Annotated in this window: 15 protein-coding genes and 3 pseudogenes; 6 read left to right on the forward strand and 12 right to left on the reverse strand. The window is 66.5% G+C overall.

All coding sequences use genetic code 11. The features are described from left to right. Window positions 1-152 precede the first annotated feature (152 nt). The 4 genes and pseudogenes from ACIA75_RS24060 to ACIA75_RS24075 form a co-directional block, all read right to left on the reverse strand. Window positions 153-1,028 (reverse strand): annotated as a pseudogene (locus ACIA75_RS24060) (DDE-type integrase/transposase/recombinase); the annotation flags it as partial. Between the two features lie 320 nt (window positions 1,029-1,348). Continuing rightward, window positions 1,349-1,885, reverse strand: a complete 537-nt coding sequence (locus tag ACIA75_RS24065; protein ID WP_397107619.1) for a VOC family protein — start codon at window positions 1,883-1,885, stop codon at window positions 1,349-1,351. 100 nt (window positions 1,886-1,985) lie between these two features. Beyond that, window positions 1,986-2,405 carry an SRPBCC family protein gene (locus ACIA75_RS24070; protein WP_397107621.1) on the reverse strand — a complete coding sequence of 140 codons (420 nt, stop codon included), beginning with the start codon at window positions 2,403-2,405 and terminating at the stop codon, window positions 1,986-1,988. 13 nt (window positions 2,406-2,418) lie between these two features. Then, entirely contained in the window at window positions 2,419-2,775 is a 357-nt protein-coding gene (locus ACIA75_RS24075) for a VOC family protein (protein WP_397107623.1), read from the reverse strand. 122 nt (window positions 2,776-2,897) lie between these two features. Here ACIA75_RS24075 and ACIA75_RS24080 point away from each other — a divergent pair, with 122 nt between their 5' ends. Together ACIA75_RS24080 and ACIA75_RS24085 are read left to right on the forward strand one after the other, a co-directional pair. Beyond that, window positions 2,898-3,686, forward strand: a complete 789-nt coding sequence (locus ACIA75_RS24080; RefSeq protein ID WP_397107625.1) for a helix-turn-helix transcriptional regulator — start codon at window positions 2,898-2,900, stop codon at window positions 3,684-3,686. A 302-nt stretch (window positions 3,687-3,988) separates the two neighbouring features. Continuing rightward, window positions 3,989-4,555, forward strand: a pseudogene (locus tag ACIA75_RS24085) (TetR/AcrR family transcriptional regulator); the annotation flags it as partial. A gap of 60 nt (window positions 4,556-4,615) precedes the next feature. Here the strand turns inward: ACIA75_RS24085 and ACIA75_RS24090 are convergent. Next, window positions 4,616-5,299, reverse strand: a complete 684-nt coding sequence (locus ACIA75_RS24090) for a 2-oxo acid dehydrogenase subunit E2 (protein WP_397108015.1) — start codon at window positions 5,297-5,299, stop codon at window positions 4,616-4,618. Between the two features lie 534 nt (window positions 5,300-5,833). Between ACIA75_RS24090 and ACIA75_RS24095 the strand changes: the two are divergent. Next, window positions 5,834-6,139, forward strand: a pseudogene (locus ACIA75_RS24095) (family 1 glycosylhydrolase); the annotation flags it as partial. A 17-nt stretch (window positions 6,140-6,156) separates the two neighbouring features. On the opposite strand, the gene ACIA75_RS24100 reads toward ACIA75_RS24095, so the two are convergent. Next, window positions 6,157-8,268 carry a hypothetical protein gene (locus tag ACIA75_RS24100; RefSeq protein WP_397107627.1) on the reverse strand — a complete coding sequence of 704 codons (2,112 nt, stop codon included), beginning with the start codon at window positions 8,266-8,268 and terminating at the stop codon, window positions 6,157-6,159. Between the two features lie 13 nt (window positions 8,269-8,281). Next, complete coding sequence (locus tag ACIA75_RS24105; RefSeq protein WP_397107629.1) at window positions 8,282-9,679, reverse strand: MFS transporter; 1,398 nt, start codon at window positions 9,677-9,679, stop codon at window positions 8,282-8,284. Between the two features lie 184 nt (window positions 9,680-9,863). Here ACIA75_RS24105 and ACIA75_RS24110 point away from each other — a divergent pair, with 184 nt between their 5' ends. Continuing rightward, on the forward strand, window positions 9,864-10,853 hold the full coding sequence (locus tag ACIA75_RS24110) for a LacI family DNA-binding transcriptional regulator (protein ID WP_397107631.1): 990 nt from the start codon (window positions 9,864-9,866) through the stop codon (window positions 10,851-10,853). Window positions 10,854-10,885: 32 nt separating this feature from the next. Here the strand turns inward: ACIA75_RS24110 and ACIA75_RS24115 are convergent, their stop codons facing one another. The 5 genes from ACIA75_RS24115 to ACIA75_RS24135 form a co-directional block, all read right to left on the reverse strand. Continuing rightward, window positions 10,886-11,956 carry a LacI family DNA-binding transcriptional regulator gene (locus ACIA75_RS24115; protein WP_397107633.1) on the reverse strand — a complete coding sequence of 357 codons (1,071 nt, stop codon included), beginning with the start codon at window positions 11,954-11,956 and terminating at the stop codon, window positions 10,886-10,888. Window positions 11,957-12,179: 223 nt separating this feature from the next. Further along, window positions 12,180-13,025 (reverse strand): SMP-30/gluconolactonase/LRE family protein, encoded by an 846-nt coding sequence (locus ACIA75_RS24120; RefSeq protein WP_397107635.1) that lies wholly within the window; start codon window positions 13,023-13,025, stop codon window positions 12,180-12,182. Continuing rightward, window positions 13,022-13,993: a hypothetical protein gene (locus ACIA75_RS24125; protein ID WP_397107637.1), complete on the reverse strand. Its 972-nt coding sequence runs from the start codon at window positions 13,991-13,993 to the stop codon at window positions 13,022-13,024. Before ACIA75_RS24125 ends, ACIA75_RS24120 begins: the two co-directional genes overlap by 4 nt. Next, on the reverse strand, window positions 13,990-15,054 hold the full coding sequence (locus tag ACIA75_RS24130; RefSeq protein WP_397107639.1) for a zinc-binding dehydrogenase: 1,065 nt from the start codon (window positions 15,052-15,054) through the stop codon (window positions 13,990-13,992). Before ACIA75_RS24130 ends, ACIA75_RS24125 begins: the two co-directional genes overlap by 4 nt. Then, entirely contained in the window at window positions 15,051-16,208 is a 1,158-nt protein-coding gene (locus ACIA75_RS24135) for a mandelate racemase/muconate lactonizing enzyme family protein (RefSeq protein WP_397107641.1), read from the reverse strand. Before ACIA75_RS24135 ends, ACIA75_RS24130 begins: the two co-directional genes overlap by 4 nt. Before the next feature lie 171 nt (window positions 16,209-16,379). On the opposite strand from ACIA75_RS24135, the gene ACIA75_RS24140 reads away from it, so the two are divergent. Beyond that, window positions 16,380-17,891 carry an aldehyde dehydrogenase (NADP(+)) gene (locus ACIA75_RS24140; protein WP_397107643.1) on the forward strand — a complete coding sequence of 504 codons (1,512 nt, stop codon included), beginning with the start codon at window positions 16,380-16,382 and terminating at the stop codon, window positions 17,889-17,891. Window positions 17,892-18,143: 252 nt separating this feature from the next. Continuing rightward, a complete protein-coding gene (locus ACIA75_RS24145; protein ID WP_397107645.1) occupies window positions 18,144-20,618 on the forward strand; it encodes a glycoside hydrolase family 2 TIM barrel-domain containing protein in 2,475 nt (824 codons plus the stop codon). Window positions 20,619-21,229 lie beyond the last annotated feature (611 nt).

Consider the following 21,229-nt stretch of genomic DNA (forward strand, 5'->3'; position numbering starts at 1 on the left):
GTCGTCATCGGTGTCGATCCGCACAAGAGCACTCACACCGCCACCGCGGCGGACCCGACCACCAACAGTGATCTCGGCTCGATTCGGATCGAGGCCACCTTGGCCGCGTATCGGCGGTTTGAACCGCCCCGGGTTGGATGCGCACCGGTTGTTCTGTCTCCAGCCGGTTGCTCGGCGTGGAGTGCATAATAGTCGGCTTCGTACTCGGCCGGTGGTCGGCGACCGAGTCGGTGCATGATCCGGCACTGGTTGTACCAGTCGGCGGTGAGGAGTTCGATGTCGGCGAGGCGGGTCAGCGGGCCGCGCCGGAACGGGGAATCGTCCCGGATCGCTTCGGTTTTGCAGAGCCCGATCGTGGTCTCGGCCAGTGCATTGTCGTAAGCATCACCGACGGATCCGATAGATGGCCTTGGATCCGAAAGTGTCAGTGTTTCATCGAGTGTCACTGCTGCGTATTGCGACCCGGCATCGGAATGATGTATCGCTCCACCGATCGGATGGCCTTCCCGGGCCCGCAACGCGACGGCTTGCCGGATCGCTGACTCGACGAACGTGGCGTGTTTGCTGGTCGAGCATTCCCAGCCCAGGGTCCGTCCGGCGTAGGCGTCGATGACGAACGCGGTGTAGGCGAACACGCCCGTTGCCAGCCGGACATAGGCGCACGGCAGATCGGAACGACCCCGAACCGAGTTCGATGCTCGGCGATGAACCTGCAGATCACTTCTGTCGCGGGTCGTTCGCCCGCGCGAAAAAAGATGTTGCTGCAGACAGGATTTCGATTGTCTGTTCGAGTTCGGCGATCTTGGGTTTCGGCTCTCGGATCGTCCGCCCCGCCTCGCTGGTCGCGCATTCGGCTTCCCCTCGGTCGATCTCGGCTCGGCGGACCCACTTACGCAGGGTTTCGGTGGCCATCCCCAGCCTTGCGGAGACCGCTTTCATCGCGGCCCACTCGCTGTCGTAGTCGTCACGGTGATCGATGCCAGCCGGACAGCCTTGGCCTTGGTCGCTTCGTCGTACTTCGCAGGCATGATCTGCCCACCCTTCCCAAGAAAGAAGGTGGGCACCGAACCCGGGGCGGTTCACCTTCGGCGGCCACATCATCGAAACCGGCACCGACTCCTACCGCCTCGCCCGCACCGCCCAAGCCGTCGCGGCCGCGCGGTGACGTCGGAGTTCACCGATAGATCCCGGGTCAACACGCAGAAACCGTTGCCATGAGCAACCGCCATCAACGGCTACACAGCTGACCGACCTGATCCGCCCGCGCAGCGCGGCAACGACCGTGCGCGGGCGGATACCTTCCTGTGAGGTCTGCGTCCGGTCGGTGCGTAGCTCGTACTCGGACGGGTCAATTGGAGCCGTTGCGAACCGGCGCGCTGCTGCGGCCCGCTGGTCGGCCGCTGAGTTCGGCATCGAGCGTGGCCTGGGCAACCTGCATTCTTTCGGAATACCCAGGATTCTGCAGCCGCTCCCACATCTGGTCTTCGGTGACGTGTTCGACGTGGCAGCTCACCCACCAGATGTTGCCGAAGGGATCCTTGATTCGTGCGCCGCGCTGCCCGAATGCATCGTCGGAGATCGGAGTGACAATCTGCGCGCCGGCAGCGAGAGCGCGGGAAACGGCTGTGTCCGCGTCGGCGACGAATACCCGCAGCAGGCTCGGCACCGCAGTCCAGTCCGCGTGCCGGTCGAACGCCAGTACCACGGTGTCGCCTACCCGAATCTCACCGTGGCCGATCAATCCGTCGTCGGTTGCTACCCGTCCGAGTTCCTCGCCGTCGAATGCTTGGCTGACGAAGTCGAGGAACGCTCCGGTGTCCTCGGTGACAACCCAGGGAGAAACGGTGTTGTATCCCTCGGGTACTGCACTGGGTTGTTCGAGCATCTCGATCCCTTTCGTTGTCGGTGTCAGCGAAGATAGACGCCATAGCGGTCGGAAGCTGACCCGAATTGCCGCCCGCACCTCTCGGCCGGTTGCTATGCCGCTATCGCTGGTCTGCTGTTGCTGCCGTCTCCAGTGCCCGTTGTATGACGGTCGATCCTTGGTCGACGGATTCGGCGATCGGTGTTGCGAGAGCCTCGGGCAGGACATCGGTGTGCCAGACGAAACGGGTTCTGCCGTTCTCGGCGGGCAGGGCCTGCATCGAGGCATGGTGATGGGCGGGGTGAAGATGCCCGCCGACCACCGAGTAGGCCACTCGCCTGCTCGCCGGGTCGAGATCGATGAGTCGTTCGGCGACGATGGTGCCGTCGGCGAAGGTGACTGTGCGGGTGTCGGCGTCGAGGCGAGTATCGGTGACGAAGCCAGGGGCGAGACGCTCGTGCACCGCGCCGAAATCGGCGAGCACATCCCAGACCTGTTCAGGGGTGGCGTCGACGACGAATTCTTTGTGAATGGATGCCATGGGATCCTCCTGATCAGGCAGCGGCGAGGCAGAACAGATGGCCTTCGGGATCGGCGAGAACCGTCCACTGCCCCTGTCCCGGCTGGAACTCGGGAACGGTCGCGCCCAACGTGCGCAGCCGCTCGGTAGCGGTTTTCACATCCGCAACCGTGAAGTCGAGGTGGGCATGCTTGCTGGTATCGGGCCAGCCGGGACCCTGATATCCCTCGACTCGTTGGAACGCGAGCTGGATCGCCCCCTCACCCAGGTAGGCCGAATCGTCGTCGACATGGGTGATCTTCCAGCCGGTGACCTCGCGGTAGAACTCCGCCATCACCTTCGGTGAGGCGCAGTCGAAGGTGATCGCGGCTGGGTTCGCGTGGACGGTCATATTTCGTTTATCTCCCTGATGTAGTCGGTGTTGCCGTCTCAGCATCCGTGCCCGACCCCGCGCAGGTCTTGAAGATTTTTGCGGGCAGTTTCTTGTCGTACCCAGGGCGTACGGTCCCGTGAGTGCTGTCCGCCACGACCCTTGCCGCCCGTCCGGAGTTCACCGTAACCACCGTGAACTGCCGCTCCGACCACACGCACTTCTCGGCTCCGGAAGTCCGTGACGACCATCGGCTCGTGCTCGTGCGCCGAGGCCGGTTCCGGCGCCAGGCCGACGGTGAACTCGCCGACCTGGACCGCACTGTCGGCTACATCGGCGCACCGAGTGAGGAGGAAGGGTTCTCCCACCCCGCCGGCGGTGACGTCTGCACCGCGGTGACCATCGAGCCCGGCCTTCTGAAAGGAGAGCTGAGCTCGCGGACTTTCTACGTCGATGCGCGTATCGAGCTCACGCACCGCCGCATGCTCACCGCCGCCGCCGGCGGCGATATCGACTACGCGGTGACCGAGGAACTGGTCCGGCTCGTCGCACTCGCCGCCGAACAGCCGATCCCACGACCGCGGCCCGCCGACCGAATGCTGGTCATTGCGGCCCGCGAGGCGATCATCGCGGGGGTTCCGGAGTCGGCCGGGCTGCGCTCTCTGGCCGCACTGCTGAAGGTCTCGCCGTATCGGCTGAGCCGCGTGTTCTCCCAGCACATGGGGGTGTCGCTGACCCGCTACCGCAACCGAATACGGGTCGGGCAGGCCCTCGACCGGATCACCGACGGAGAAACCGGCCTCGCCGACCTCGCCGCCCACCTCGGCTTTGCCGACCAGGCACACCTGACCCGCACCGTCCGCGAACACCTGGGCCACACCCCCACCGCCCTGCACCGACTACTGACCCCCGCCCTCCAACCGCACCGCTGAAAAGCCCCACCGGAGTGACGCTGATCGTGGCCGACGCAAGTTTCGGGCGCCCGGCGGCGGGGGCGCTGGGCCGCGCCCACCATGTGGTGAGTGGTTCCGCGTCGACAACTAGGAGGGGCATCGGACCGTTGTCGTTGGCGCGCGGTGACGTCACTATTCACCGTCACGATCACGGCTGCACTGACACGCACGGTGTCCCGAAGCGCGTATGGCAGGGCGAACCTTGACTTGATCAGGGCACCCTAATTCAGCAGAGTGCCTGAGGTGGTGCCGAGGCCGAAGATCTGACCCGAGGAGGACCCGTGCCGGCGCGAAAGCACACTCGCGACGACATAATCCGTGCCGCCCTCGGACTGCTCGATGACGAAGGCCTCGACGCTGTGTCCGTGCGTGAGGTCGCTCGACGGATGGGCGTCAATGTGAACACGGTGTCGTTCCAGGTCGGGACCAAGGCTCGCCTGCTCGGGCTGAGGTCGGATGCGGTGCTCGCGGAGCTCTCGCTGGAGAATCTCCCCGAGGACGGCATCGAACGGGCGAAGGAGGTGTTGGCTCGCTACCGCAGGGTGTTGCTGGCCCACCGCGACGGGGCCCGGCTCACCGCGGGCAACGCGCCCCTGGAGAAGCACACCATGATGCTCGCCGAGACTCTCGCCGCTGCCCTCACGGAGGCCGGGATTCCGGATGGAGAGGGCATCAAGACCATGTGGGCGCTGTTCTACTTCATGCTGGGCCTCACCCAGGAACAGCAGGCGGCGGGAAGCGGCGCCGTCGACATCGAACGAGGTTTCTCCTCCGGTGATTACCCTACGCTGCAGCGTCTGGGGCGAGACGTCGTCGACCTCGACCTCGACGAGCGCTTCGAGTTCGGTATCGACGTACTGACGCCGCGCGGCCGGCGGCCGTGCCATGCCGGCCGCTCACGCCGACCATCATGCGCCGGACCACGATGGACCATCGGATCCGGCGCCACGCGAATCCTCGAGTCGCGTCCGGACCGACACCAGGTAGCGGGCCGCATCGGCACCGTCGATGATGCGGTGGTCATAGGACAGGGCCAGGTATGCCATCAAGCGGACCCGGATGAGCAGGTTGCCGTCGGTGTCGCGCTCGGGTACCAGGGGTTCGACTATCGAGCCCACACCCAGAATTGCCGACTGGGGCTGGTTGAGGATCGGAGTGTCGAAAAGCGCTCCGCGACTACCGGTATTGGTGATGGTGAAGGTTCCGCCGGTCAGCGCGTCCGGGGTGATCGTGCCGGTTCGTACCGCATCGGCCGACTGCGAGATCGCTGCCGTGAGACCGGCGAGGGTGAGTCGGTGGGCATCGCGAACCACGGGGACCATCAATCCTTTCGGGCTGTCGACAGCGATGCCGAGGTGCACGGCATCGTGATAGGTGACCGTGGTGCACTCGGCGTCGAGTGCGGAATTGATGACCGGGTGTTCTGCTATAGCCTGTACCGCAGCCATCGTGACGAATGGCAGGAACGTCAGCTTGTGCCCTGTTCTGGCGTAGAAGTCGTCCTTGGTCTGTGCGCGCAGGGCCGCCACCTCGGTCAGGTCGGCCTCGATCACCGTGGTCAACTGGGCCGAGGTGTGCAGCGATGCCAGCATGCGCGCGGCGATGGTGCGGCGGACCCGAGACAGCTTCTCCGTGCGAGTCCGCGTGGGCGCGCCTGCAACCGCCGTCTCGGCCGGGGCGAGCGGCAGCTCGTGTGTGGCCCCGGGCGGCTCCGGATCGCGGGGGGATGCGAGCTCGACGATCGCGACCTCATCGCCGCGTCGCTACCGGTCCCGACGCCGGCCTACGGGCGTCCCTTCATCGAGGCACACCTCGCGGTCCGGGACATCGTTCGTGAAGGCATAGGCGCCGAGGTCGGCTGGGCCATCGCCAACCCGGCGTTTACGGCGATACCCGGCAACAAACATAAACTGGCCGAGATCCGTTACGCGTGGGAGGACATGTATCTGGAAGCCTCGCGCGGTGACGACTGGCTGGGCGTGCAGGCCTACACCTCCCAGGCGGTCGACGCGAGCGGAATCGTGCCGCATCCAGCGCACCCGGACAACACGGTGGTCGGAACGGCCTACCGGCCCGACGCGATCGGCATCGCCGTACGCCACGCCTGGGAGATGACCGGTCTGCCGATCATCGTCACCGAGAACGGGATCGCCACTGCGGACAACTCCCGGCGCGTCGCCTCCACTGCAGCGGCACTGGGCCACTTGATGGAGGCTGTCGTCGACGGTATCGACGTGCGCGGCTATCTGCACTGGAGCGCGCTGGACAACTACGAATGGGGTCATTGGAATCCGACATTCGGTCTTATCGCCGTGGACCGCGATACCTTCGACCGTCATCCCAACCCCAGCCTGGCATGGCTTGGCGAGACCGCCCGCGCAAACGGCGCCACGATCTTGCACCCCGATATCTCACCGCAGGAGGACACCTGAGGTCTGAGCCCTGCCCATCAGGGCCAGGCCATGAACCCTTCCTGCCGGATCGTCCATGTGCCGTCGTCCGGGAAGCCCGGGCAGTTGGTGGATCCGCCTGCCCAGCCGGCGACCATGAGTGAGACTGCCGCGAGCAGGGCGCCGTTGGCGGGCAGGTAGATCGGCAGCAGGCTTCCGATCTGTGTGCTGTGGCCGACTCGATTGATGGTGTTCTTCGCGGTATCCATCAGCAGCGAATCGATCGCCAGGTCCGGGCGGCCGACCCTGGTCGCGGTCATCGCCATCACGGGGAAGTCCCAGCCCCACGCCGAATCCCATTTCCATTTCGCGCGCACGTCGAGCAGGGTTGCCGCCATAATGTCGCGATCGATCAGTGGCGTGGCGGGAACCATGCCGAGGGCACACAACAACGAGGGATGGTCGTCTCGGCGCAGGTAGGGCTCGGTGGCGATCGCCTGATAAACACCACCGTCCCGGTGCGGCCGGGTGAGCCCGTTCTGGACGCGCCCCCAGTGCGCGCGCCGCTGCAAGCCGCGCCGTTCCCGCCAGCCCTGCGCGATCTCCAAGCCCCACCACCAGTAGGCGAGTTCGAAGGTCGGGTCGGCGGTGGTCGTGGCGTCGTAGAACTCCTGGGCCGGCACCAGCGGCGCCGACAGGTGATGTGTCCCGTCGCGTTCCTCGGTGAAATCGGCCATGAATTCCGCAGTCTGCTCGACCAATTCGGCGTAACGCGCCACCAATTCCTGCCGGGCGGTCTCGTCCTTTTCGTTTCGGTAGACGAGCTCGAGCAGATACAGCGGATGCGGTTGCTGCCAAATGAGCAGCGCGCCGATATCCGATGGGCTCTCTCGGCCCTCCGGGCCGACCGCCTTGGGCCACCGGACTCCGGCGTAGCGCTGCCGCTGCGCGGTGGCGCGCGCCGATTCGAGGATGGACAGGTACCACCCGAGGCTGCGTTCGAGCAGTTCCGGTCTGCCCCAGGCAGCGAAATGCGCGGCATGCCACCAGTGCATCTCGAGGTGGAATTTGCCCTGCCACGAGTTCGTGACCAATCCGGTCTCCGCCGGCGGCAGGCTGCCGGAGCAGTTCACAGCGGTCTGGTACTGCGACAGCACTACCCGGCGTTCCAGATCCGCGGCACGCGGATCGCTGCTGCCGGAGAAATCGATCGCAGCACCCGACTGCCAGAACTCCCGCCAGCTGGCCACCGCACGGTCCTGGACCGCGGCGAACTCGCCGGGTTCGGGGTCGGCACCGCCCCTCGGGAGAAAGGTGACGACGAGTTCGAGGGTGTCATCGCCGGCGGTGAGCTCGAAGTGGTGCCCTTCTTCACACTCGGCGAGCCGGCCACCGGACCATTCGAGGCGCACCGAGTACTCGGTATCGTCGAGGGTGCGCCCGAATACACACGAGCTTTCTCCGGTGTGCTCCAGCACAGTCCGATGCCGTTCCGGCACAGCCCAATCCGCGGTGTGGAAGAAACCGGTGCTGGCGTAGGGAAACCGGATGGCGACGGTGGCCAGCCCGGCGGTGAGCAGCGCCGACTCGATCCGGAAAGCAACACGGGCCAGCTGCGGATCGGCGACGGTGGTGACCTGCATTTTCCGTCCCTCGTACTCGAAGGCACTGGTGACCGTGCCGGTCCACAGGTCGAGCTGCTGGTGCGGAACGTCGAGTACGGCTGGGTCATCCGCCGCCTGGCTTCCTGGGTGGGGTCGCAGCGCCAGCCCGATCCGGCCCAGGTCGAGGCGGTGCGGGTTGACGTGCAACCACGTCCCGGCCCGGTATTCCTCCGGCACCCCGGCGCCGAACACGGCGGCCATATCGAACTTGTCCGGGTACTGCACCGCACCGCGTGGCGTCTCATAGGTGGACATGGCATCGTCGAGCACGAACCCGTCCGGGTTCGGCATCGAGTGCCAGCCCCAGGAGGTCATGGTGGCGGTGTTGACCGCCAGCCGACCCGCCGGATAGGCGGCGGTCTGATCATGGAACGCAGTGAAGGTCTGCATACCGGTGATATCGGCGGTGAACCCGAAGTCGCCGTTGCCCACCGTTACCGGGCACGAGGCGTCCGGCGCCGTCAGCGTCACGTTGTGCCGTCGGACCACCGACTCTCGGTCGATCATCTGCACTCCCTTCTCAGCGGACCGATTTGATTCGAGTTGCGACAAGCAGGCCGCTGACCACCGCAAGGGCCGCGGCGACCAGATACAGCAATGTGTAGTTCTTGTCGTCACCGTCGGCGCCGATGAGCAGGAACAGCGGCGCGATGAAGGGCGCGACGCCTTGCGGTATCGCGGTGGAGAACTGGTAGATGCCGACATAGCGACCGGCGTCGGTCTCCCGATCGGGAATGACGTCCAGCATCAGCGCCATATCCACCGACGCGAACAAACCGAGCCCGAGATTGCCGATGATGACACCCGCGATGATGACCGGCACGCTCGGCGCGAGCGCCATGATGATCGCCCCCACGGCGAATATCGACCCGCCCACCAGGACGAACACCCGCCGCCGTTGCAGCCGGTCGGAGAGGAAGCCGCCGCCGAGTGCGCCGAGCATGGTGGCCGGCAGCGCACCTCCCGCCATGATCGCGACTACTCCGGACACCTCCTCCACGCTGACATCCATGCGGGAGGCGATGAAGAACGCGGTGAATGTCGTGTTGAAGGTCACCGCGAGCATGAACAGGAATTTGCCCAACCAGTTCCACGCGAAGTCGGGAGAACGGCGCGGGTCGAACGTGAACGAGCCGACCAGCGACCTAAGTCCCACCGGTCCGGCCTGGACCTTAGCGTGCCGGGTGTCCGGCTCGGGTACGGCGAGGACGAACAGTCCCACCGCCACCATAGCCACGATGCCGGGAACCAAGAACAGCGCGAGCGTGTTGCTGGACAGTGAGCCGGCGATGAGCGCCCCGGCCACCGGGGCCAGATGTTGCACAACACCCAGCATGGCCGATACCCGGCCACGCTGGGTGGGGGCCAGTCGATCGGCCTGCGAGGCAAGCAGAACCGTGATCACGCCGTTGAATCCGGCCTGCGCAATGACCCATCCGAGACAGAGCACCAAGATATTCGGCGATTGCGCCATCACGAGCAGTCCGAGGATGCCGACGACCATGCCCACGACGGCGACGGGGCGGCGCCGGCCGAACCTGTTACGCAAGCCATCACTCAGGCGGCCGATCAGCGGCCCGGTCAAGACCGCAGCGAGACCACCGGCACCGGCGATATAGCCCAGATACTGCTCACGGCCGGGCGCGAGTTGCTCCACCCGGATCGCGAGAGATATCGCGATGGGGGTAACGAACGCCATGTAGACGCCGAAAACCGCGAAGATCATCATGACGACATAGCGGGGACCTGCCGGTGTGATCGTCGCGGACTCACCGGTGGCGAGGCCGGAACGGGTGGGAAGGGGATGATCGCCCGCGGACGGTCCATCCGCGGGCGGCTCTTCGAAAGGAGTGAGCGTCATGAGGACCTCGATGTCGGGATGATTCTGCTCATCGCAGGTGGCCGAAACGTTCGGCACAAGCGCATATGCTGCGCTGACACGTGTTACAAACGCGTGTTAGTACTGAACCTGAAAACAGAATACACTTCAAGTGAGGCGGCGATAACGGATCGGCCACAACACGTCCGCCACGAACGTGAGACGGGCGCTCGCATGCTCCCCTCGCCGATCATCGAGGTCGAACACTGGACAGGCAGGGAATGTGAAGAGGCAAACGACGCGATCCGCCAAACGTGTCACGAGTAGCGACGTCGCCTTCGCGGCAGGCGTCTCCCGCACGACCGTCAGCTTCGTGCTGAACAACCGCGCCGATCAATCGATTTCGGAAGCGACCAGGCAACGCGTCCTCGACGCAGCTCAGCGCCTGGAGTACCGGCCGAACGCGTCGGGCCGCGCACTGGCCGCGGGGCGCAGCGATATCGTCCTGCTGTCCATCCCCGACCTGCCGATGGGCGCCGGGATCAACCGCTTCGTCGAGGAACTCGCCGCAGCCCTCGGCTCCCACGACCTGACCCTGGTCACCCACCTCGCCGGAGCGCACGGCGCGCCCTTGCCGGACGTGTGTGCCACGGTCAACGCCTCGGCGGTCGTCGGCCTCTCACCGTTCGAACCCGAGACCGCGGCCGCCTTGCGCCGCGCCGGCGCCGAAGTGGTGCTGCCCGAGGGGCACCCGGACGAACCGATCATGGAACCGGTGGGCAGGCTCCAAGCCGAACATTTGATCGGCCGCGGGCACCGACGACTCGGTTACGCCCTTCCCGGACACCCGAACCTGCGATCGATGGCACAGGAGCGTTTGCTCGGCGCACAACAAGCATGTGCCGACGCCGGGCTCGAGCCGCCCGCCGTTCGCGTGGTGAACCTCGATATCACCGCCGCCACCGAAGCCGTGCAAGCGTGGACACGTGATTCGGTCAGCGGCGTCTGCGCTTTCGACGACGACACCGCCCTCGCCGTCCTCGCCGGCCTGCGCGAGACCGGCCGCAACGCCCCGGCGGATCTCGCCGTGATCGGCGCCGACGACATCCCCGCAGCGGCACTGGCAGGACCACCGCTGACCACGGTCGTCTTCGACCTCCGGTCGGCGGGACGACGCCGCGCCGAGGCAGTCGTCAGCGCCCTGACCGGCGGACCTCCGCAGTCTTCTCCGGTGTCGGGCCGGCCCTACATCATCGAACGGCGCTCGACCTGATCCGAGCAACCAAAACCGAGGGTGCTGCACTGCTACGACGAACGCGCCACCGCGGCCGGTCGCAGCTCCCGCCCTGCCGAGGCCGAATCTGCGCCACGGGACCGAGTCGGCACGAGAACCCTCCGGCCGCGGGCCGGCCCGGTTGATCTGCGTACGACCAGCCGGGCGGGGAGCGTCACGACGTCCTGCGCATTCATCGGGGCCCTCCGCATCGCATGTTCCAACTGCCGGAAGGCTGCCGCTCCCAGACCCCTCATCGGGGCCGCCACGGTAGTCAGCGGTGGCGAGCAGAAGTCGGCGCCGAACATATTGCCGAATCCCACTACGCTCACCTCTCCCGGAACCTGAATACCCGCTGAGGCCAAGCCGCCCAGCAGACCGATGGCGAGCATGTCATTGAAGAGCACCACAGCCGAGGGAAGGTGGCGCCGCACCGCCTCTGCTGCCGCTGCCCCGCCCGGCACCGTGGGCATATACGGACCGACGCGATAGAGCTTCAAACCGAGTTGTGGCGCGGTTTCGCGCACCGCCCGCCACCGCATACCGTCAGCCCACGACTCGGCCGGACCGGCTACATAGGTGACCGACCGATGTCCGAGATCCGCCAAGTGGCGCAGTGCAGCGCCGACTCCTGCCGCGATATCGTAGTTCGCGCTGCGGGTTCCGGGCACGATCCGGTTCAGCAGGACCGTCGGACACCGGCTCGCCGCTGCACGCAAGCTTCGATCGGACAGTCGCGAACCTGCCGAGATCACACCGTCGAAACCGACCAGGGCCCGGTCGAATACTGCACGTTCCTGTGCCTCTGACCATCGCGTGTCGGCCAGCATGACGCCGTAGCCGGCCGCAGCCGCCGCTTCCTCGATCCCACGGATCAGTCCGAAATAGACCGGGTTCGTGACATCGGGAAGGACCACGACAACCGTGGACGACTTCTGATCCCGACAGGCCTGATGCAGCGGCTTGGCTCGGTAACCCAGATCCTCGGCAACACTGCGGATGCGTGCCGCCGTCTCGGCACTGACCCTTCCTGGCCGGGAGAACGCGCGGGAGACAGTCGACGGTGAGACGCCGGCCTTGCGCGCAACGTCATAGATGGTCACCGGTAAGCCGGTAGCCGGCTGGGACTCGGCCGGATCATTTGTGCAGGACAGCGTCATGGAGACCTCGTCGTCGGAAAAAAAGCTCCGCCCCGTCTAGGGCGATTCTCTAACAAACGCGCTTACCAACGCGCGTTAGTACTCAACCGCGTCAGCGCATCCGAAGGCAACAAGTCGAGGTCACGAAAAGATAACGAATCCTTCGATAAGGGCCCTACCGGGGCTGTCAGCCTGCGAAGCAGGTCTGTGGAAGACCTCGTCCCACATCGGGTACTACGAGGAGCGAACCCGCTTCGACTTGCGGACGGGTGAGCCCGGTCCGGGCGCTCGTGACGTACAGATCGGTCAGCCCCGAACCACCGAACGCACAGGAGGTCGGACGCGACACCGGCAGCGGCACCTCCTGGTCGAGGCGTCCATCCGGCGTGTACCTGCGCACAGCCGCTCCGTCCCACAGCGCAACCCACACTGCGCCGGCAGAATCGACGGTCAGGCCGTCCGGCCATCCCGCCCCCTGTTCGATCTCGACCCATGACCGGCGGTCCCGCGCCTGGCCGTCGACGAACGTGAAGACGTCGATGCGCCGGGTCGGCGAATCGACGTAGTACATCCGGCTACCATCGGGGCTCCAGCCGATGCCGTTGCTTACCGTGACGTCGTCCAGTACGAGGGTGACAGCACCATCCGCGGCGATCCGGGACAGAGTGCCGCCGCCTGCTGCCTCGTCGTAGCGCATGGTGCCCGCCCACAGCGCTCCGTCCGGGGCCACGGCGGCGTCGTTGCCACGGCGGCCCGGCACCGGTTCGAAGTGGAGCCAGGAGAATTCGCCTGCGGGGTCGAGCAGCCCCACGCCGTCCCGGAGGTTCAGCACCGATCCGCCGGTCGCGCGTGGTGCGATCGCACCTACATGCTGGTTCAGGACAAGAGTCTCGTTCGTCCCGGTGGCCGGATGGAGGCGGTGCACGTGGGACGCCAGGATGTCGACCCACCACAGGTTCTCGGACTCGGCGTCCCAGGTCGGCCCCTCACCGAGTTCGGCGCCGGCCGCGACGGCTTCGTACCAGTCGGTCACTCGGGGGCCTCGTCGGCCGGGAACCGGCGGAGCTCGCCGGGTAGCCGCGCACCGATCGGAGAAAGGCCATCTCCGGCTCCGTGCCGCGCCAGCAGATCCATCAGCAGACGGCCCCGGCGCACACGTTCCCGAGCCGTCGTCAGCACGGTGTCGCGCAGATGCAGGCCCGCGGGGTAGATACCCGGCGCTTTCGCCAGGCCGCATTTCAGGTAGGCCGGCGCACCCCGGCGGATGATCTCGGCCGCCTCGTACATTCGCACGTACCCGCCCAGATCGTCCGGTGTCTCGACGTACAGGTCCAGCGGGACCCAGCTCGCACGGCGAATCTCGGTGAGATGCTGGACGGTCAGGTCCGAAGGCACATTCACCGAGTCTGCGCCGAGCCGCTCGTACACCGCGACTGCGGCGGGGTTGACCGGGCCGATCAGGGCCGACAGTTTGAAGGTGGTGTCGGCGGGCAGTGCACTGTTGCACCGCATCCGATGCAGGGTCCACAGCACACCCTCATCGGCGACGAGCAGGCATCGGACCCCCAGTTCGCACGCGCGAACGGCATCCTCCACGCATCCAGCCAGCCCTGCATGGCCGAGCGCGCGGGGACCGGTCCCTCCGGCAGCGGTCCGGGTGCCCGCGCCGATATCCCATGTCGCACGGGGTCCGGTGAACAGGCAGAGCTCGACGTCGTGGGCGGCGCAGGCTTCGACCATCTCGGCGATCTCGGCGTCGGTCAGCATCCAGATCCCGCTGCCCTGGCTGATCCGGTGCACCGGGACATCGAGCCGCTGAGATTCCGCCAGCACTGTCACGACGGCTTCCGGTCCTTCGACGGACGGGATCTCGATCCGCCAGGTGCCGCCGTCCGGGAAGGTTCGCGGCGACGCGTCGCCGTCACGATGCTCAGGACCAGATAGTCCGAGGTCCGCCAGGTGGGGTTCGCCCGCACGCCGGGCTTGCTGTACACCGCTCACGTCGTATCCTCTCGATGGGGGTGGTGATGACCGGAGCCCGCTGGGAGAGCCAGCAGGACTTTGCCGACGGCGGGGTCGGCACTGCGAACCAGGTCCATCGCAGCGGCGAATTCCGCCAGCTGGAACCGGTGGGTCACCAGCGGCCGGGGTCTCAGAATCCCGGCACCGAAGGCTCGTACGGCATACGCCCACGCGGCCGGGGGTGCGCCGAAGACGGTGCGAATCTCGATTTGCCGCACCACCAGGTCGGTGGGGTTCAGACCGGCCGCGCCGGCAGCCGGGATTCCGGTGAGCACCAGCCGGCCACCGCGACGCAACAGCCCGGCCGCGGTACAAGCAGACTCGGGCGCTCCCGCCGCTTCGACCACGAGATCGAAGTCGCCCTCATCAGCGAGATCGTCGCTGATCCGATAGCGGGTCGCGCCGAATTCCGTGGCGAGCGAGTCGAAATGGGAATGCCGCCCGACGACGAGCAGATGCGCCGGGGAGCACGCGGCAAGCAATTGCACGGTGAGCAGTCCGAGCGCCCCGGTGCCCACCACCGCGACCCGCTCTCCGGGCGCAACCGCTGCCTTCAGCGCCGCTGCGGCAGCGCAGGCGGCCGGCTCCAGCAGTGCGGCGGCAGTGAGGTCGGCGTCATCGGCCAGCACATGCAACAGCCTCGCGGGTAGCGTCAGAGTCGTCGCCATCGCGCCTGCGGTGGTGAACCCGGTTTCGTGGTAGCCCGCGGTGCACAGCGTCGTCTCGCCGGATCGGCACCGATCGCATTGCCCGCAGTTCCGGAAACCCTCGCCGACCACCTTCCGGCCAACCAGCGACACGGGCACGCCGGGGCCGACCTCTACCACCGTGCCGGACCATTCGTGGCCCGGCACCACTGGATAACGCACGAAACCTTCGGGCCGGGTTCCTTGCAAGATCTCCCGGTCACTACCACACACGCCGACGGTGTGCACCAGCACCAGGGCCTCGCCGTAGCCCGGCGGATGTGGTCGGTGCGCGGCGATCCGGAAAGAGCCCGGCCGGTCGATGATCAGTTCGGCCCCGGACGGACCGATCATTGCCATACCTTCGGGGCACGCTTCTCCCAGCCCTCGGCCCACAGGTCGAAATGTGCCTGCTTCTGCGGGAACTCCGCGGCCGCATCCGGGTCGAAACGTACCCCGAGGCCCGGTGCATCGCTGCGGTGGAAGTAGCCATCGACGACTTGCGGCGCATCCTGCACCACGGCCTCGATCTCCTGGTCGGCGAAATCGTTGAAGTGCTCCAAGATCTTGAAGTTGGGGGTGTTGAAACCGACCTGCAGGGAGGCCGCGGTGAGCACGGAGCCGCCGACATTGTGCGGGGCCACCAGCACATAGTGGGTCTCCGCGGTCGCGGCCAGCTTGCGGGTCTCCCCGATCCCGCCGATATGCCCGAGATCGGGCTGCACGATATCGGCTGCCTGACTCTCGAAGAGCTCGCGGAACTCGATGCGATCGTGGATGCGCTCGCCGGTCGCGATAGGAGTCTGCGTCTGCGCCGCCACTTTCGCCAGTGCTTTCAAGTTCTCCGGCGGCACCGGCTCCTCCAGCCACGCCGGATCGTAGGGTGCCAGCTCACGGGCCAGGCGTACTGCGGTCGCGGGGCTGAACCGGCCGTGCATCTCCAGCATGAGCTCGACCTCGGGGCCGATCGCGTCCCGGATGGCTTCGATCAGCGCCACCGCCGTCATCGTTTCCCGGTGCGACAGTTCGAACCGCCCGGCACCGAACGGGTCGACCTTGAGTGCTCGGTAGCCCCTTTCGACCACACCGCGGGCCGCGTGCGCGTAGGCCTCCGGTGTCCGCTCGGTGGTGTACCACCCATTGGCATAGGCCTTGACCTTGTCGGTCACCGCGCCGCCCAGCAGCTGCCACACCGGCACACCGAGCGCCTGGCCCTTGATATCCCAGCACGCCATCTCGACGCAGGCGATACCCGACATCACGATCTCACCCGCCCGGCCGTAGTCCCCGTACTTCATCCGCTGCACCAGATCGTCGATGGCAAACGGGTCCGAGCCGAGGATGTGATTACGCTCCGCCTCACGCAGATACCCGAGCAACGCGTCGGTATGCCCCAGCATCCGGGTCTCGCCGACACCGACCAATCCGTCGTCGGTGTGAACCGTCACATACGTCAGATTCCGCCACGGCGTACCGACGACATGGGTGTCCAGCCGCGTGATTCGCATACTTGTGTCCCATCAGAATTCAGACGAAGCCCCCACTCCGACAGCGAGCCTAGCCGGGCGATTCACCTGGTCAAGGCCGTCGGCAACCCTCGGCGGAAACTCGCGGCAACCGCCTGGCATGGACGCTGGGACATGCCCAGAATCGGTCAGGTGACCGCTCGAGTGAATACTGTGACGACAGCAACCGTATGGAGTCTGGACGCCCGCACCGGCGCCCGACGCGAACAGGTGACGATCGAGGCGGACGCGCCCGCGGTGAACACCGCGGTCCGCGCCGCACACGCCACGCTCCCTTCGCTCGCCGATCGTGAACGCCGTGCCGAGTTCCTGCGCGCGGCCGCCGATGAGCTCGATACGCGGCAACAAGAGTTGACTGCCGTGGGTGATGCCGAGACTGCCCTGGGAATCCCCCGGATGACGAGCGAGATCGCTCGCGCCAGTGGGCAATTGCGGATGTTCGCGGAGATCGTGACAGTCGGCGATTTCCTCGACGTGATCATCGACCACGCGGATCCGGGCGCGGTGCCACCGCGCCCGGACCTACGTCGGTACCGGGTCCCGATCGGCGTCGTCGCCGTCTACGCGGCATCGAACTTCCCCTTCGCCTTCTCCGTCGCCGGTGGCGATACCGCGAGCGCGCTCGCGGCCGGCTGCCCCGTCGTGGTGAAAGCCCATCCGGACCATCCGGCAACCTCCGAGGCCACTGCCCGGGTACTCCAGGACGCCGCGCAACGCAGCGGCCTGCCTCCGGATGTGGTCCGAGTGGTGCACGGTTTCGACGCCGGTGTGGCACTCGTCCGGCATCCGCTCGTTGCGGCAGCAGGATTCACCGGTTCAGTGCGCGGGGGACGCGCCCTGTTCGACGCGGCCGCCGCGCGCCCGGTACCGATCCCATTCCACGGCGAACTGGGTTCACTGAACCCGGTCGTCGTCACATCCGCCGCGGCGGCCCAACGTGCCGAGGAGATCGGTACCGGCTTAGCAGGCTCGATGACCCTGGGCAACGGCCAGTTCTGCGTCAAACCCGGTCTCGTCTTCCTGCCGTCCGGTGCCGACGGGGATCACGTCCTGACGACACTGGTCGAGACGATCGCGGGCACCGAACCAGGATTCATGCTGGACGACCGAATACGCGAGAACTTCATCCGTGGGGTGGCCGCCCGCGGCGCACTGCCCGGTGTGGAAACGGTGGTGACAGCGATCCACGAACACCGCCGCGCCGGCGCAGCCGTGCTGACCGCTCCCGTCACCGCTCTGGCCGAGCACGACGTACTGCTCGAGGAATGTTTCGGCCCGGTGACGGTGGTGGCGCGCTACGACTCCGTCGAAGACCTCGACCCTGCGATGGGCCTGTTGCCCGGTAGCCTGAGCGCCACCGTTCACATCAGCGACACCGACTCCACCGACAACTCGACGCATGCCCTGCTCACCAGGCTCGGCGCTGTGGCCGGGCGGCTGGTGGTGAACCAGTGGCCGACCGGCGTGGCGGTCGCTGCCGCGCAGCACCACGGCGGCCCCTATCCCGCGTCGACCTCCACGTCCACGTCTGTCGGGGCCACCGCTGTCGAGCGCTGGCAGCGCCCTGTCGCGTACCAGAACACACCCGATCCGCTGCTTCCGCCCGAACTCCGGGAACAGAACCCGTTGCAAGTGCCGCGCATCGTCGATCGATTCACGACGTAAGCGGCCGACTCGGCCACCCGTTGGTAACCAACACCGTGCGCCACGGCTACTTCCGGCGCGCTCGGCAAGCGGAGCCGGCGAGCAACACGTCGCAACAGCAGTGCCGGCTCTGTGATAGCCTCACAGGGAAGTAACGCGCGTTACCTTTCTTATTGGCAACCCCGCCGAGGCCGTTTTCTCTTGGCGCTTACTGCCGCCATGACCGACCACACCCTTTTTCCTGTCGAGAGTTTTCGCCGAGGAAGGCAGAGCATGTCACGCGAGGATTTCAACCGGAACTGGAGCTACCGCCGGAAGGTGACCCCGTTCCAGGAACTCGGAGGTTCCCAAGTGGCGGCATGGATCCCGGTCACCCTGCCACACGATGCCCTGATCGAAGCCGATCGCCACCCCGATGCGCCCGGCGGGCACACCAACGGCTATTTCCCCGACGGGGCGTTCGAATATCGCAAGAACTTTCCCGTCCCCGAGGACGAGCGGGGCACCCTTGTCTATCTCGAGTTCGACGGTGTGTACCGCGATGCGGTGGTCACAGTCAACGGCGCGCTCGCCGGTCGGCACTCATACGGCTACTCCCGCTTCGTGGTCCGGATCGACCCGTTCCTGCGGTTCGACGCGGAGAACGAGGTGACAGTAGCGTGCCGGTCACACCTCGACAGCCGCTGGTACACCGGCTGCGGTATCTACCGGGACGTACACCTCATCAGGAAGAACGCGGTCCACCTGGCTGTCGACGGTGTCCGGGTCACGACGCCGGACGTCGACGACGAATTCGCCCTTGTCGAGGTTTCCGCGCAGGTGGACAACGCCGGCACAGTGGCAGCAGCGATCACGGTCGAAGCCACCCTGACCGGCGAGGCCGGCGCCGAGATCACCCGCGCGACTACACCCATGACGGTCCTTCCCGGCGGGAGCGACACCTCACGACTCCGCATGCTGATCCAACGCCCGCGGCGGTGGAGCGCAGAGACACCACACCGGTACATCGCCCGTGTCGCGGTAAGCAGCGGCGACCGGCGCTTGGACAAGGTCGAAGTCCCCTTCGGGATCCGAACCGTCCAGGTCGACTCCCGCCGCGGACTGCGGATCAACGGCAATCCGGTGAAGTTACGCGGTGCGTGCCTGCACGCCGACAACGGACCGCTCGGTGCCGCCGCGACCGGGCGGGCCGAGGAGCGCAAGATCGAGTTGCTGAAGGCGGCCGGGTTCAATGCCGTTCGCAGCTCGCACCACCCGGCCAGCAGTGCCCTGCTCGATGCCTGCGACCGGCTGGGTATGTACGTCATCGACGAAGCCTTCGACATGTGGATCCAGGGCAAGAGCGACTTCGACTACTCCGCGGACTTCCCGCAGTGGTGGGAGCGTGACTTGGCAGCAATGGTGGCCAAGGATTTCCACCACCCCAGCGTGCTGGCCTACAGCATCGGCAACGAGAATCCCGAAACCGGCACGCCCGACGGTGGCCGATGGACCAGGCGGATGGTGCGGGTGCTGCGCGACCTCGACCCCACCCGCCCGGTGACCAATGGCATCAACGGGTTCGTCTCGGCCCTCGACCTCGTGCTCGACGGGATGCGACAGCGTAGGACATCCACGGAATCGGCCACGAGCGACGAGCCCACCGGCGCCGGGGTGAACGGGATGATGCACCAGTTCAGCGAACTGATGGGGCAGATCACTGCCTCCCCCGCTGTCACCGAGCGAACCCAGGAGTCGTTCGCCGCGCTGGACATCGCCGGAATGAACTATGGCGAATCCCGCTACGAACTCGACCAAAAGCTGTTCCCCGATCGCGTTGTCCTGGGAACCGAGACCTGGCCGACGATGATCGACCGCAACTGGGCACTGGTGGCGCGATTGCCCCACGTCATCGGGGACTTCACCTGGACCGGACTCGACTACCTCGGCGAAACCGGAATCGGACTGATCCGCTACGCGGACACGGCGAACGAAGGGACAGGGTTCTCCCCCGGCTACCCAGGACTCACCGCCAACTGCGGCGATCTCGACCTGACCGGACACCGCAGGCCCGTGTCCTACTACCGCGAGATCGTTTTCGGACTCCGCACAGATCCCTGGATCGCGGTGCAACCACCGCGAAACCACGGAAGGCCGATCGCGGTCGCCACCCCCTGGGCCTGGAGCGACACCGTCGCGAGCTGGAGCTGGCCCGGCCACGAAGGCGACCCGGTACACGTCGAGGTGTACGCCGACGGCGATGAGGTCGAGCTCCTGCTCGACGGAGAAGTACTGGCACGCAACCCTGTCGGCGCGGAGCGTGCTTTCCGCGCCGACTTCGAGGTCACCTACCGGCCCGGCGAACTCACCGCCGTCACCTACCGGAACGGGGAACCGACCGGCCGGACAGCCCTGGCCTCGGCCGGCGAGGCACAGCAACTGACACTGACGATCGACCGCCACGTACTGCGCGCCGACACCACAGATCTGGCGTTCATCGGCATCGCCGTCACCGACGAGGCGGGCGTCGTCCACACCGGCGCCGAGCGCGAAATCCGCGTGGCTGTGCACGGTGCGGGAGTTCTGCAGGGACTGGGCAGCGCAGCTCCGGTCACCGACGAGAACTTCGGTACCGGTCGCCGCCGGACCTTCGACGGACAGGCACTCGCGATCGTACGGCCCACCGCGCCGGGGAAGGTCACCGTCACTGTGGAAGCCGATGCCTGCGCACCGGTGACCGCGACCATCGGAGTCGCACCTACCTCGTGATCTTCCGGCGCACAACCCCTTCGGCGCCGGAGCACCTCGTTACCTCTTCGATGAGTTCGAGAAGAGGGTCGACTGTCAAGACGGTCGCTTCACTGCAATGTCACTGACCGCGTCGTAGAGGGACGATACGGAGCGCGTTCGGGTGTAGCCGGGGGACGCCGCGACCGACACCCCGCGGAGGCCGTGTTGACCACCGAAGACCTCGACGCCGCACGGCTCTACTTCAGCGGCTCGGTCTCCGGCTGGAAGATCTCTTCTCTGCATCACCCGGTCAGGGCCAGCTGGCGCGAACCTTCGACGACTACATTCGGCAACCCAATCGCAGGGTGATGCGGCCGAGGGGCCGGAGTCCGCTTGTACCGGTCAGCGTGGCGGGTGAGTCCTCTAACCATCCCCGCTGCTCCAGCCACTGCTTCAGCGCGGCGGCCGTGTCGCGCCTGCGGACAAAGGCAGAATTACGAGCTTCAGCATTACGAGCTTCAGCACCGTATGGCAACCGTCGAAGAGGTCGAGCTGGAGGGGCGGACGCCAACGTTATGGACGCGGGCATAGCTTTCAGAAGGAAACCGTTCCGATCCACCCGGGCGTAAACCTCATCGCGTAGCTATTTT

The sequence above is a fragment of the Nocardia sp. NPDC051750 genome (genome assembly GCF_044453135.1).
GTDB lineage: Bacteria > Actinomycetota > Actinomycetes > Mycobacteriales > Mycobacteriaceae > Nocardia.